Source organism: Pseudomonas sp. IT-P258, from assembly GCF_949767825.1.
GTDB classification, from domain to species: Bacteria; Pseudomonadota; Gammaproteobacteria; order Pseudomonadales; family Pseudomonadaceae; genus Aquipseudomonas; species Aquipseudomonas monachiensis.
Window position 1 is genome coordinate 238,234 of the sequence record NZ_CATKPU010000032.1, and the last position, 12,804, is coordinate 251,037.

Here is a 12,804-nt window from a genome sequence, read left to right on the forward strand (position 1 = left end):
CAAGTAACCACGCCTGGGACGAGTGTTTCAAAATACCCCGCAATTGATGGTTTCAGCGCCCTGCCCGGGGTGGACTTCGACGTTTTTCAGGAACTGGCCCAATGGAGTTGAAGACCATGAAAACCCGAACCGGAACCCCCTCATTTACCTGTTCGCAAAGCCTCAAACTGGCAGCGTTGGCCCTGGGCAGCTGCCTGGTGCTGGCCGGTTGCGCCGGTAATCCGCCAACCGAGCAGTACGCGGTCACCCAATCGGCCGTCAACGACGCCGTGAGCGCCGGCGGCACCGAGTTCGCCGCAGTGGAAATGAAGTCGGCCCAGGACAAGCTCAAGCAAGCCGAAATTGCCATGCACGACAAGCAATACGACCAGGCCCGGATGCTCGCCGAACAGGCCGAGTGGGACGCTCGCGTGGCCGAGCGCAAGGCCCAGGCGATGAAGGCCGAACAATCAGTGAAGGACGCGCAGAAAGGCGTTCAGGAATTGCGTCAGGAAAGCCAGCGCACCGTTCAGTAAGCGGCGCGGCCCCCCGCATTCCCACTCGACTAAAAGGACGAAATCATGAAATCCAATCAATTGATGATCCCTGCCCTGCTGGCTGTCACCGTAGCCCTGGCAGCCTGCTCCACACCACCGAACGCCAACCTCGAACAGGCCCGCAACAACTACACTGGCCTGCAAGCCGATCCGCAGGCCAGCAAAGTCGCGGCGCTGGAGACCAAGGAGGCCAGCGACTCTCTGGACCTGGCCGATAAGGCCTACAGGGACAAGGAGGACGCGGCCAAGGTCGACCAGCTAGCCTATTTGACCAACCAGCGCGTCGAAGTGGCCAGGCAGACCATCGCCCTGCGCACCGCCGAGGCCAGCCTGAAAGATGCCTCGGCGCAACGGGCCCAGGCGCGCCTCGACGCCCGTGACCAGCAGATCAAACAGTTGAAAGACAGCCTCAACGCCAGGCAGACCGATCGCGGGACGCTGGTGACCTTCGGTGATGTGCTGTTCGCCACCGACAAGGCCGAGCTGAAATCCAACGGCCTGGCGAACATCAGCAAACTGGCGCAGTACCTCCAGGAAAACCCCGAGCGCAAAGTGATTGTCGAGGGCTACACCGACAGCACCGGTACGGCGTCGCACAACCAGTCGCTGTCGGAACGTCGCGCGGGCTCCGTGCGGGCGGCGCTGGTGAAGATGGGCGTTGATCCGGCGCGTATCGTCGCCCAGGGTTACGGCAAGGAGTATCCGGTGGCGGATAACAGCAGCACCTCGGGCCGGGCGATGAACCGTCGGGTAGAGGTGACCATCTCCAATGACAATCAGCCGGTGATTCCGCGTTCGGCGATGAGTTCATACACCCAATAATCAAGCTACTGCGCGAAACCAGTGTGGGAGCGGGCTTGCTCCCACATTTGATCTCTATTGCCAACAAATACCGGTTTACTGCTCCAGCTTCTGCGGCGTTTCCTGCCCCATGCAGCGCACGGCTTTTTTCTTGCTGTCGACCAGCACGCCGGTCAGGCCTTTCTGTTCCATGTCGAACAGCACCAGCACGCCATCGATGCACTGCGCCACTTGCGCGGCCGGTTCCAGGGAGACTTTGTAGTCTTCACCCGGCACGGTCTTGAGCATGGTGAATTCGTTGAGCAGCAACGCATCCTCAGGCTTGGCGAAATGCAGGTAGCCGTACCACCACAGGGCACCGACAGTGCCTAGGATGCTGCAGATACCGGTGATGATCAGCGGGATGGCGTTACGTTCTTCACTCATTGCGGACTCTCTGGTGGTTCATCTTCTGAATTCGGGGGTGCCGGATAGTTGGGGATTTCACCCAGGCGGCGCAGGCCGTTGAAATGCTGCGGATCATCGAGATAACGCAACATGACCTTGCGCCAGACCGGGTCGGCGAACGTCTGCACATGACCGCCACGGGTCAGTTGCAGCACCCGTGGCGGCGGCGCAGCTTGATACAGACGGATGCCGTTGGAAAGAGGCACGATCGGATCGTCGATGCTGTGGTAGATCAGTTTCGGCACGTCCTTGAGTTGCGTCATGGAGTTGATCGCGCTGTCGCCGTCCGGCACCAGCCACGACAACGGCACCTGCACCGGCCAGGTCAACCATGACGTACTCAAGGCAAACTGACCGATGCTTCGGTAGCTGGCGGGCACTCCGTCGAGGACAAAAGCCTTCAGTTGTTTCTGGCGTTCCGGGTGCTGGACCAGGTAATGCACGGCCATCGAGCCCCCAAGGCTCTGGCCGAGCAGGATCAGCGGCTTGCCTTTGACCTGCGGCGCCTGGTCGAGCCATTTGAAGGCCGCGTCGATGTCCTGATAGATCGCCGGCAGGCTGGGTTCACCTTCGGATAGGCCATAACCGCGATAGTCCACAAGCAACACCTGGTAACCATTTTTCGGCAACCAAAAGCTCCCACCGAGGTGCATGGGCAGGTTTCCACCGTTGCCGTGCAGGTGCAGCACCGTACCCTTGACCTCGACCCCCTTCTTCGCCGGCAGCCACCATGCGTTCAGCTTGAGGCCATCGGCGGTGATCAGGGTGACCGTGCGGTATTCGAGCCCGGCCTTTTCCGGCGTGAACAACTGGCCGGGTTCGGGGTAGAACAGCAGCGAACTGCAACCGTTCAAGGCCAGGAGAAGGCAGAGGATGCCGAGGGTTCTCATCCGGTGAAACCTCGCGATGGAAGGAAGGATTTTCGGTGAAGCTCCAATTGCCAAGATCGCAGCCTTCGGCAGCTCCTACAGGGGATCAGTGTAGGAGCTGCCGAAGGCTGCGATCTTTTGACAGCATCACAGGATGTTCGAGTAATCCGCCTCGATCCGGTCCAGGCTCAGGTGATTGAGGAAGTTGGAGAAGCACATCCACGCCGACAGCGCGTTCATGTCGCGGAACTGTTCCGGCAGGTACTTGGGCGGCACCACCAAGCCTTCGTCCACCAACTGGCGCAAGGTACGCATGTCTTCCAGGGTGGTCTTGCCGCAGAACAACAGCGGTATCTGCTCCAGCTTGCCTTTACGCACGGCCAGTTGAATGTAGTTGTAAATCATGATGAAGCCCTTGAGGTAGGACAAGTCTTTGGTAAATGGCAGACCTGTCGGCACCGAGCCGCGGAAAACGCGACTGGCGTTGCTGTAACTCTCGGGCATTTCGAAACCTTGCTCGCGGAAGAACTCGAACACCTGCAGGAAGTCGGCTCCCTCCTCCACCATGTGAATGGCGCGGGTGCGGTTGGTCAGTTTGCGCAGGCGACTCGGGTAGGAGGCGAAAGTGATGATTTCCATCAGGATCGCCAGGCCTTCCTGGGTCACCGTCGACGATGGCGGGCCCTTGGCGAGGAAGGTACAGATCGGCTGATTCAGGCCGTTGAGGGTGGTGCCGACGTGCACCAGCCCTTCATGGACTTCCAGGGCGCGCACATCGCGCTGGTTGAACATCGCATCGGAGCGGATCTTGATGTAATCGGCGCCGGCCGCCGCATCGGCGACGATCCCGTCGGACTCGAACACCCGGATGGTTTCCTCGGCTTCGCCAAACACCTTGTTCAAGCGATGCTGCAACAGGTCGACCGCATCCTTGGCCGTCAGCGTCTTTGGCTCATCCTTGAGGTCGCCACGGCCGTCGATGTTATTCAGGTATTCGGACAACATCATGCCCAGGTCGGACAGTGTCGGGTCGCCAGCGTGGAACGCGTCGGACGCGGCGCCGTACAACTCTTGGGAGATCAGGCCGAAATCCTCGGTGCCACGCGCTTCGAGCATGCGGATCACCATGCGGTATTCCTTGCACATGCGGCGCATGATCTGGCCGACCGGGTTGAACTGGCCGAGCTGGCGGGTGATGTCGCGCTCGATGTTCTGGAACTCCAGCTTCACTTTGCTGGAATCGAACGCCAGCGGCCGATTGAGGTAGTAGTCGCGGTCCACCGCCGGCATTTCCTTGCCCTTGGCCTTGAGGAAGCCCTTACGAATGTTGTCGTCCCACTTGACCGCATCGAGGACGCGGATCGGCGTCTGCGCCAGCACGATGCGATCGGACAAAATGCGTATCGACTGTTGGTAATCGTCCACCCGAAACTCCTGTAGAAACCTGTTTGTACTGCTTATTTGGCTTTGGCCTGACGCTGGTAGCGCACGGCTTCGACGAACACATCGGAATTGGCCGGGTCGTCGAGGTAGGCTGCGACTTGATCCATGTGGCTGTCGACCAATACGCCATCACCGTCGTGGGTCTGGAAGCTTTCACCGCTCAGGGCTTTCTGCTTCATGGCCTGGTTGATCTGGTCGAGGTCGAGGTTGTAGACCACCAATTCATGCTTGTCGGTCAGTTCAAACCCGCCAATGGTGAAATGCCCGCCGAACTGTGCCGGCACCTTCGCCGACAGATACCAGCGGTTGCCATGGCGCGTCACTGTGAAGGGATAGGCCTCCCGCTCCCTGGGCCTGGCCCGGTAATAACTGACGGCCTGATAGCGGTTGTCGCCGATGCGGGTCAGTTCGAGGTTGAGCGGCTCGCCCCAGGCATTGGTGCTGGTCCATTTGCCGAGCAATCCCTTGGGCGCGGGTTCGCTGGCAGGCAGCGGCTCCTTGAAGGTCACCAGACAGCCACTGAGCAGCAGGAACGACAAGGCGATCACAACGACACGCCAGGCTTTCATTCGAAACTCCCTATGAACACACCGCTAACCTGTAGGAGCTGCCGCAGGCTGCGATCTTTTGATCTTGTTTTTCAAAGGATCAAGATCAAAAGATCGCAGCCTTCGGCAGCTCCTACGCGGATTAGACCGACGCCAATACCAGGTGCATGTAGCGCGTCAGGATGCCGAGCATTTCCTCTTCGGCGGCAGGCTCGTCTACGTTGAGCAGGCCCTGATATTCCATCCGGCCGATAATCGCCGTCAACACCTTGGCATCCTGATGCGGCTCGCGCGAGCCCAATACCTGGAACAGCTGGCAAGAGCCCTGCAACAGGATTTGCTGATGCGAGCGCACCAGTTCGGCCAGGCGCGGGTTAAGCAATGCCTCCTGACGGAACGCCTGCTCGGCCATCAAATGCTCACGGCGATTGACCAGTTGCCGGTGAACGTAATCGGTCATCAGCCGCGCAATGTCGTCCGCCAGTTTCGAGCGCGCCTGCGGGCTGCCATCGCCACTGTCGATCATCTCGCGCAGCAGGCCCTCGTTGTTCACCCACAGTTTGCCCATGTACGCCGCACTGCGTTCCACGTATTGGGCGAAGGTATCGGTGAGCAGGTCATCGATATCCTTGAAATAGTAAGTGGTCGCCGACAACGGCACTTGTGCCTCTGCGGCCACCGCACGGTGCCGTACGGCCCGCACACCGTCACGCACGACAATGCGCATGGCGGCATCCAGGATTTCCTGTCGTCGCTGTTCGCTGCCCTGTCGGCTGGCCTTGCGACCCTGGTACTGAACACTTTCAGCGACCGCAGTGGCGACACCCGCTGCACCTTCTTGAGCTATTGCACGAATCACGACAGGTATTTCCTCTCAGATGAAAGTAACAAGTTGATACGTTTGTACCAGACAGGCAATAAAAAGCCGCCTCAAAGGCGGCTTTTTATTTGAAACACTTACGCTTGCGGCCGCATGTGCGGGAACAGGATCACGTCGCGGATCGACGGAGAGTTGGTCAGCAGCATCACCAGACGGTCGATACCGATGCCTTCACCCGCCGTTGGCGGCATGCCGTACTCCAGCGCACGAACGAAGTCGGCGTCGTAGTGCATGGCTTCGTCGTCGCCGGCGTCCTTGTCGGCCACCTGGGCCATGAAGCGCTCGGCCTGGTCTTCCGCGTCGTTCAACTCGGAGTAGGCGTTGGCGATTTCACGACCACCGATGAACAGCTCGAAACGGTCGGTGACGTTCGGGTTGTCGTCATTGCGACGGGCCAGCGGCGACACTTCGAACGGGTACTGGGTAATGAAGTGCGGCTGCTCCAGCTTGTGCTCGACCAGCTCTTCGAAAATCATCACCTGCAGCTTGCCCAGGCCTTCGAAGCCCAGCACCTTGGCGCCGGCCTTCTTGGCGATGGCGCGAGCCTTGTCGATGTCGTTCAGGTCATCGGCGGTCAGCTCGGGGTTGTACTTGAGGATCGAGTCGAATACCGACAGACGCACGAACGGCTCGCCGAAGTGGAATACCTTGTCGCCGTACGGCACGTCGGTGCTGCCAAGGACCAGCTGCGCCAGTTCGCGGAACAGTTCTTCGGTCAGGTCCATGTTGTCTTCGTAGTCGGCGTAGGCCTGGTAGAACTCCAACATGGTGAATTCAGGGTTGTGACGAGTCGAAACGCCTTCGTTACGGAAGTTGCGGTTGATCTCGAACACTTTCTCGAAGCCGCCGACAACGAGGCGCTTGAGGTACAGCTCAGGCGCGATACGCAGGAACATTTCCATGTCCAGCGCGTTGTGGTGGGTTTCGAACGGCTTGGCTGCCGCGCCGCCCGGAATGGTCTGCAGCATCGGCGTTTCCACTTCCAGGAAGTCACGCTTCATCAGGAAGCTGCGGATGTGGGCGATGACTTGCGAACGCACACGGAATGTCTGGCGCACGTCTTCGTTGACGATCAGGTCAACGTAACGCTGACGATAGCGTTGTTCGGTGTCGGTCAGGCCGTGGTGCTTGTCCGGCAACGGGCGCAGGGATTTGGTCAGCAGGCGCACGCTGGTCATTTCGACGTACAGGTCGCCCTTGCCGGAACGGGCCAGGGTGCCTTCGGCGGCGATGATGTCGCCCATGTCCCAGGTTTTCACCGCGGCCAGGGTTTCTTCGGACAGGGTCTTGCGGTTGACGTAGACCTGGATACGCCCGGTCATGTCCTGGATCACCATGAACGAGCCACGGTTGAGCATGATGCGACCGGCAACCTTGACCGGGATCGCAGCCTCTGCCAGCTCTTCCTTGGTCTTGTCCGCGTACTGTTTCTGCAGTTGTTCGCAGTAGTTTTCGCGACGGAAGTCGTTCGGGAAGGCGTTGCCCTTGGCGCGCTCGGCAGCAAGCTTTTCCTTGCGCAGGGCGATCAGGGAGTTTTCTTCCTGTTGCAGGGCTTGCGGGTCGAGTTCTAGGTCGCTCATGTCTTTAAATATTCCATCAGGTTCGTTGCCCCCGGGCCCTGCGGCCCGGGGATTGCTCAGCAGGGACTAGGCGTCCCCCTGAGCTCCTACAGGGATCATCTTGTATTGCGTGTTTTACAGCCCGGACTTCAGGCTCGCTTCCAGGTATTCGTCGATGTCGCCATCGAGCACCTTGTCGCAGTCGCTGCGTTCGATGTTGGTGCGCAGATCCTTGATCCGCGAGGCATCGAGCACGTACGAACGGATCTGGTGACCCCAGCCGATATCGGACTTGGTGTCTTCCAGCGCCTGGGACGCCGCGTTACGCTTTTGCATTTCCTGCTCGTACAACTTGGCCCGCAGCATTTTCATGGCGGTGTCTTTGTTGGCGTGCTGGGAACGTTCGTTCTGGCAACTGACCACGGTGTTGGTCGGTACGTGGGTGATACGTACGGCCGAGTCGGTGGTGTTTACGTGCTGACCACCGGCACCGGAGGAACGATAGGTGTCGATCCGCAAGTCTGCCGGGTTGATTTCGATTTCCACCTTGTCATCGATCTCTGGCGAGACGAACACCGCGGAAAACGAGGTGTGGCGACGGTTGCCGGAGTCGAACGGGCTCTTGCGCACCAGGCGGTGCACGCCGATCTCGGTGCGCAACCAGCCAAAGGCGTATTCGCCCTTGATGTGCACGGTCGCGCCCTTGATCCCGGCGACTTCACCGGCGGACAGTTCCATGATGGTGGCGTCGAAACCGCGTTTGTCGGCCCAGCGCAGGTACATGCGCAACAGGATGTTGGCCCAGTCCTGGGCTTCGGTGCCGCCGGAACCGGCCTGGATGTCCAGGTAGGCGTTGTTCGGGTCCATTTCGTGGCTGAACATACGGCGGAATTCCAGCTTGGCCAGACTTTCCTCGAGACGGGCCAGCTCGGCGACGACATCGCCCACTGCGCCTTCGTCGTTCTCTTCGACGGCCATGTCCAGCAGGTCGCGGCAATCGGCCAGACCGGTGTTCAGCTCGTCGAGGGTATCGACGATCTGCGCCAGCGCGGCGCGCTCGCGGCCCAGTTCCTGGGCGTATTCAGGTTTGTTCCAGACACTCGGATCTTCAAGCTCGCGATTGACTTCGGTCAGACGCTCATGCTTTTGATCGTAGTCAAAGATACCCCCGAATAGTTTCGGAGCGCTCGGACAGGTCCTTGATGGTGTTCAGGATCGGGTTGATTTCCATGACGGGCAGCACTCGTTGGCGAACTTTTGAAAGCCGGCGAGTATACCGTAATCAAGCGGCCCCGGCAGCCCGCATGGCGGGTTTACCGGCGAATGGTTTCTGTTTTTTCCTGCCTCACACTAACCATCAACGCTGCCATGACCCTGCTCATGTCTTTCAGTGATGCGGCTGTCGATTGGAAGCACAGTGCCGGTGATCCCCGAAGACTGATTCGATACCAGAAACGGAATGACCCAAGCTACATCAGCGGGCTGACCGTTACGCCGCAGTTGATGGAAAGGGTTTAAGGTCGGCAACGTCCATGACCGGCTCGACTCCCAGAAAGGCGCCCTAGACTAGAGATTCAACTATGGCCGGGGCCACTGAGTTGATGCTAATGCTTGGTGAAGCCAGTTCGGGGGTCTGGTTGCGGGGCTGTACATTCACACCGGCATTCACGACCAAGTAATCCCCCGACAGTGTGGTTCTGATGGCCTGCTGGGCCCACAACCAGCCGGTTTGCACGATAGCACCGCTATCGCGCGGCTGTATGGCTCGCGCAACTGCCATGGCTGTAAACAACTCGTCCTTGAGGATGATGCCGTAAACATCTCCCAGAGTACTAATCAACAACAAGATTAAGACCTCGACCGATCTGTAGGAAAACAACCTCAAAAATAACGGACCAATCCTACTTAATTGGCAATTGCGCAACGCACCTGCTTTCCCTATAACTATGCAACACAAAAAAATCACCAACATTTTACTAACACCATCATCGAAAACCTTAATCACCAGAAACCTAAGCAAGCTACAGCACCACCGAAAAACATGGATATGTCACCTCAACTTACTAAATAAAGGACTACCATGAAAAAAATCGACAGAATAATAATTGTAGGTTTTGGAAGTATCGCCCAAGCTTTGCTGCCGTTACTTTCAGAGAATTACAATTCAGAAATCATTATTTTCGATAAAGAAATCGACACAACCCGAAAAAACATCGCGAGTGAGTATTCCGCAACATTAAACAAAGAGCTGATAACCCCAAATAATTTCCACAGTGTTTTGTCACCATTATTAAGTGACAATAGCTTCCTCTTAAATCTGGCGGTATCTGTTTCCAGCTTAGCTCTGATAAATCTAGCCCAGCGGTTCAACACACTATATTTAGACACGTGCATAGAGCCTTGGGAGTACGTAAATCAAAACAACAACTTAAAAAGCAATCATTCGCTAAGGGAAAGCCTGAAGCAATATTCGCAAACCCAGACCAGCACAACAACAGCAATTGTTGGGCACGGAGCAAACCCTGGATTCATATCTATATTGCTAAAAAAAGCAATGCTTGAAATGGCACTAAAAAATGGAATACATGAACAACCAACAACACAACCCGAGTGGGCCAAACTATCAGAACGCTTAGAATTACAGGTCATACAAATATCAGAACGAGACACGCAAATTTCGTCCAAAAAGCGCGCACCAAAAAGCTTTATCTGTACGTGGTCTGTGGACGGACTGATTACAGAGTGCTTGCAACCGTCGGAGCTGGGCTGGGGATCTCACGAGGTAGACGCTCCATTGAACGCCAAGAACAACGGATACTCACTCGAACTGATTGAACAAGGCCGAAATGTCATCGTAAAGAGCTGGTCTCCCAATTACTTAGAATTTAACGCATATCTACTAACACATAATGAATCGCTATCAATCGCCGAATATTTAACTTCAGATACCCCATCAGCACCCAAATATCGACCAACCGTATACTACGCATATCATCCTTGCGACCAAGCAGTAGATTCGATGCATTTACTTTGCAGTGGGAGTGAAGATCAGATCGAATCAAGGGAAGTAATGAAAGACGATATAGTTTCCGGCATCGACGAACTCGGCATTTTCCTGATCAGCAAAAAATACAAATCACTTTGGCTCGGCTCTAATCTTTCAATAGGCAAGGCAAGAAAAATGGCAAAACATAACAGTGCAACGAGCCTACAAGTCACATCAAGCATCGTTGCCGGCATGAAGTGGGCCGAGCAAAATTCAGAATCCGGGGTTCTAGAATCCGAAAGTCTAGACTGGGAATACATCTACGACTTCGTAGAGCCGTACTGGCAGCCAATAATTATCCAAGAAACTGACTGGCGCCCAAACTGCAGCGACACTCTACAATTTCATAATTTTAGGGTGCACCAAAAAAACTGATAAAACAATGGAGGTCAAACACCATGAACACAACAAGAACAACAGAACCCAGAATCCCCCACCGTTCGACCCCAGATGCTGCAGTGGTGCTGGCAAACTTCCGATTCCCTGATACAAAATTAAGCAATATCGAGCGCACTGAATGGAAGGAAATATTATTCGACTCAATAATCACTGAGTACGATGCACGGCGACTTTATTGGCATTTAAAGACCAAATACCCGACTTGCTTTCCGTTACTAGTTGGAGTACTAAACCCTTGGCTCAGGGACGAAATTGATCATGCCTATGGTTTTGCTCTGATCTATTCATCATTCACAGGCACCCCCCTTGATCAAGTTACTCTGGAGGCTGAAGTTAGAAACTCAGACTTCAGTGCAATCAACCCAATAACTGATGACACATTCAAACTTCTCATCATGCTGGCCTACGACGAAATTATAACCACACACGTTTACCACCGAAGCATCGTGAAGTACGATAAATTCGAATCTCCACAGCTTTCGAACTGGATCAGAAAAACAAAAAAAGATGAAATCAATCACTTTTTCTCCTTTATCGAAAAAGCCAAAAAATTATTCCCCGAGAGGATTAATGAAACCGCTTCAATCCTGGAAGAAATCTTCGCTATAGACTTTGAGAAACCAAACTACTCTGGAACATTTGTTCTGGACCACAACACGCCAGACTTCCCTATTCAAAAACAAGAAATTAGAGACTTCATAATCCCCACCATTATAAAAAAAATAAACGCATAAAACGAACTACAGGAGAAAAAAATGAACCCATCTTTTCTAACAAAAAGACACTGGAGTTCAAGAGCACTTTTCAATGAAATATCTGGTAGCGAATGGACAAACCCTGGAATTGACTTAAAATACAAAGAATTTTTTATGGCAGACTTATTTTCCGAGTATGACGCCATCAATCTTTATCATAATTTACACCAGCAAAGAGCAAAGTTCTCGCCGTACTTCGTCCAGTATCTCGACCTATGGTTTGCAGATGAAAAAAATCATTCCGACGGTTTTTTTGAGCTTATTCGTCTTTTATTTGGCTCAACCGAGGAAGAACTGATAGATCAACTAAAAACAAGAAGCGGAAACTTCGATCAACTACAAGAAATGTTTACAAGCGAATTCAACCTACTACTTCTATTGACTTACGATGAATACACATCAGTCAAAACATATAAAAAAGACACATTCTACAATGAGTTCGGGCACAAAAACTTCAACACTTGGATTAAAAACCTGATTGCGGACGAGGCCATACACTTCGGGAATGCAATAAAAATACTAAAACACAAACATTCCTCAAACTTACATAAAGCCGAAGACATACTTCACAGCATTGCCAAGCTTGAAAATATGCCCTATCAGAACACATTTCTTTTTGATCACGACGGCCCTCACTTTTTGCTAAAACCTAGCGAACTCGGAGACCCTGTAGTAAATGACATTTTATCCATACTAGCTAAAGGTTAAAAATGAAAAACCACTACTACATGGCTGCTTCCTTAATACTGATGGTTTTCGGTGAGATACTAACGATTTACAGCGAAGTATACGCCTCCAAGCTTCCCGACCGATCATTGGAAACCCCTTTAATATTTGTAAAACCTATAGCCCTTATCAGCATTGCTGGTATAAGTCTAGTTTTTGCGTACTGGCTAGGATATCAAGCAACCGGAAACATCTGGGTAGTAACTGTTGCTTCCTTGACGTTCCTTCTTATTCTTGAACCAATTGTGATATACGCAATGCTAAAGGAGTTGCCAGAAAGAGGCGCTCTAATCGGCTTCATCTTAGGAGCAACTGGCTTGATCGCCACCGTCACACTTTAACCCCCCTCAGGAAAAGTCATGTCAAGCAAAGAAAAAATAATGAGCTGTACTGTTTGCGGCTATGAATATGATCCCGCTCTGGGCGATCCTGAGAATGGAATACCACCAGGCACGCCTTGGGACGATCTACCCGAAGATTGGTTATGCCCAGATTGTCAGATGCCAAAAGAAGATTTTGAATAAGAATACTTATTGCGAGGTTCGCTTTTATTTTTATTAAACACGACACTCCCCCCCCCCCAAATCTTTATGAATAGCTGACATGATTATTTTCAGACACTCGAAAGCAAACCTGCCAGCATTCTTAAATAACAACCAATAATTGTATGGAGCGACTATCCGTACAAAAACCCTCGTAAATCATGCAGCAAGCTTCTTTAGTCAAACCTCATGCACAGGGTTTGCGAGGACTTCGTCTTCGGACGCAGCCTCGCGGGCTCCGCAGCTGATACAG

At 53.9% G+C, this 12,804-nt stretch carries 15 protein-coding genes; 7 read left to right on the plus strand and 8 right to left on the minus strand.

Going from position 1 to position 12,804, the window contains the following annotated elements:
- The first annotated feature begins 101 nt into the window (after positions 1–101).
- Positions 102–515 carry a DUF4398 domain-containing protein gene (locus tag ACM6G4_RS13700; RefSeq protein WP_414913884.1) on the plus strand — a complete coding sequence of 138 codons (414 nt, stop codon included), beginning with the start codon at positions 102–104 and terminating at the stop codon, positions 513–515.
- Positions 516–560: 45 nt separating this feature from the next.
- On the plus strand, positions 561–1,358 hold the full coding sequence (locus ACM6G4_RS13705) for an OmpA family protein (protein WP_414913885.1): 798 nt from the start codon (positions 561–563) through the stop codon (positions 1,356–1,358).
- Between the two features lie 75 nt (positions 1,359–1,433).
- Here the strand turns inward: ACM6G4_RS13705 and ACM6G4_RS13710 are convergent, their stop codons facing one another.
- From ACM6G4_RS13710 to ACM6G4_RS13745, 8 genes are all read right to left on the minus strand, one after another.
- On the minus strand, positions 1,434–1,763 hold the full coding sequence (locus tag ACM6G4_RS13710) for a hypothetical protein (RefSeq protein ID WP_046041078.1): 330 nt from the start codon (positions 1,761–1,763) through the stop codon (positions 1,434–1,436).
- On the minus strand, positions 1,760–2,674 hold the full coding sequence (locus ACM6G4_RS13715) for an alpha/beta hydrolase (RefSeq protein ID WP_414913886.1): 915 nt from the start codon (positions 2,672–2,674) through the stop codon (positions 1,760–1,762). Before ACM6G4_RS13715 ends, ACM6G4_RS13710 begins: the two co-directional genes overlap by 4 nt.
- A gap of 126 nt (positions 2,675–2,800) precedes the next feature.
- Complete coding sequence (locus tag ACM6G4_RS13720; RefSeq protein WP_056721043.1) at positions 2,801–4,078, minus strand: flavohemoglobin expression-modulating QEGLA motif protein; 1,278 nt, start codon at positions 4,076–4,078, stop codon at positions 2,801–2,803.
- A 32-nt stretch (positions 4,079–4,110) separates the two neighbouring features.
- The gene (locus ACM6G4_RS13725) at positions 4,111–4,665 is read right to left on the minus strand and encodes a hypothetical protein (RefSeq protein WP_409078249.1); all 555 of its coding nucleotides are present in this window, start codon (positions 4,663–4,665) and stop codon (positions 4,111–4,113) included.
- A gap of 121 nt (positions 4,666–4,786) precedes the next feature.
- Positions 4,787–5,503, minus strand: a complete 717-nt coding sequence (locus tag ACM6G4_RS13730; protein ID WP_056721047.1) for a TetR/AcrR family transcriptional regulator — start codon at positions 5,501–5,503, stop codon at positions 4,787–4,789.
- A 98-nt stretch (positions 5,504–5,601) separates the two neighbouring features.
- Positions 5,602–7,104, minus strand: a complete 1,503-nt coding sequence (gene lysS / locus ACM6G4_RS13735; protein ID WP_056721048.1) for a lysine--tRNA ligase — start codon at positions 7,102–7,104, stop codon at positions 5,602–5,604.
- 114 nt (positions 7,105–7,218) lie between these two features.
- Positions 7,219–8,314 (minus strand): peptide chain release factor 2 gene (gene prfB / locus ACM6G4_RS13740; RefSeq protein ID WP_109790603.1). Its coding sequence is split into 2 segments (ribosomal slippage): positions 7,219–8,241 and positions 8,243–8,314, totalling 1,095 coding nucleotides; the frame shifts between segments, so codons are not numbered across the junction.
- Positions 8,315–8,433: 119 nt separating this feature from the next.
- Complete coding sequence (locus ACM6G4_RS13745; RefSeq protein WP_414913887.1) at positions 8,434–8,610, minus strand: SDR family oxidoreductase; 177 nt, start codon at positions 8,608–8,610, stop codon at positions 8,434–8,436.
- Between the two features lie 553 nt (positions 8,611–9,163).
- On the opposite strand from ACM6G4_RS13745, the gene ACM6G4_RS13750 reads away from it, so the two are divergent.
- The 5 genes from ACM6G4_RS13750 to ACM6G4_RS13770 are packed head-to-tail and all read left to right on the plus strand — an operon-like array spanning position 9,164 to position 12,533.
- Positions 9,164–10,504: a saccharopine dehydrogenase C-terminal domain-containing protein gene (locus ACM6G4_RS13750; RefSeq protein ID WP_414913888.1), complete on the plus strand. Its 1,341-nt coding sequence runs from the start codon at positions 9,164–9,166 to the stop codon at positions 10,502–10,504.
- 23 nt (positions 10,505–10,527) lie between these two features.
- Positions 10,528–11,262 (plus strand): ferritin-like domain-containing protein, encoded by a 735-nt coding sequence (locus tag ACM6G4_RS13755; protein WP_414913889.1) that lies wholly within the window; start codon positions 10,528–10,530, stop codon positions 11,260–11,262.
- A gap of 21 nt (positions 11,263–11,283) precedes the next feature.
- A complete protein-coding gene (locus ACM6G4_RS13760; protein ID WP_414913890.1) occupies positions 11,284–11,991 on the plus strand; it encodes a hypothetical protein in 708 nt (235 codons plus the stop codon).
- 20 nt (positions 11,992–12,011) lie between these two features.
- A complete protein-coding gene (locus ACM6G4_RS13765) occupies positions 12,012–12,350 on the plus strand; it encodes a hypothetical protein (protein WP_414914031.1) in 339 nt (112 codons plus the stop codon).
- 18 nt (positions 12,351–12,368) lie between these two features.
- Positions 12,369–12,533 carry a rubredoxin gene (locus ACM6G4_RS13770; RefSeq protein ID WP_414913891.1) on the plus strand — a complete coding sequence of 55 codons (165 nt, stop codon included), beginning with the start codon at positions 12,369–12,371 and terminating at the stop codon, positions 12,531–12,533.
- Positions 12,534–12,804 lie beyond the last annotated feature (271 nt).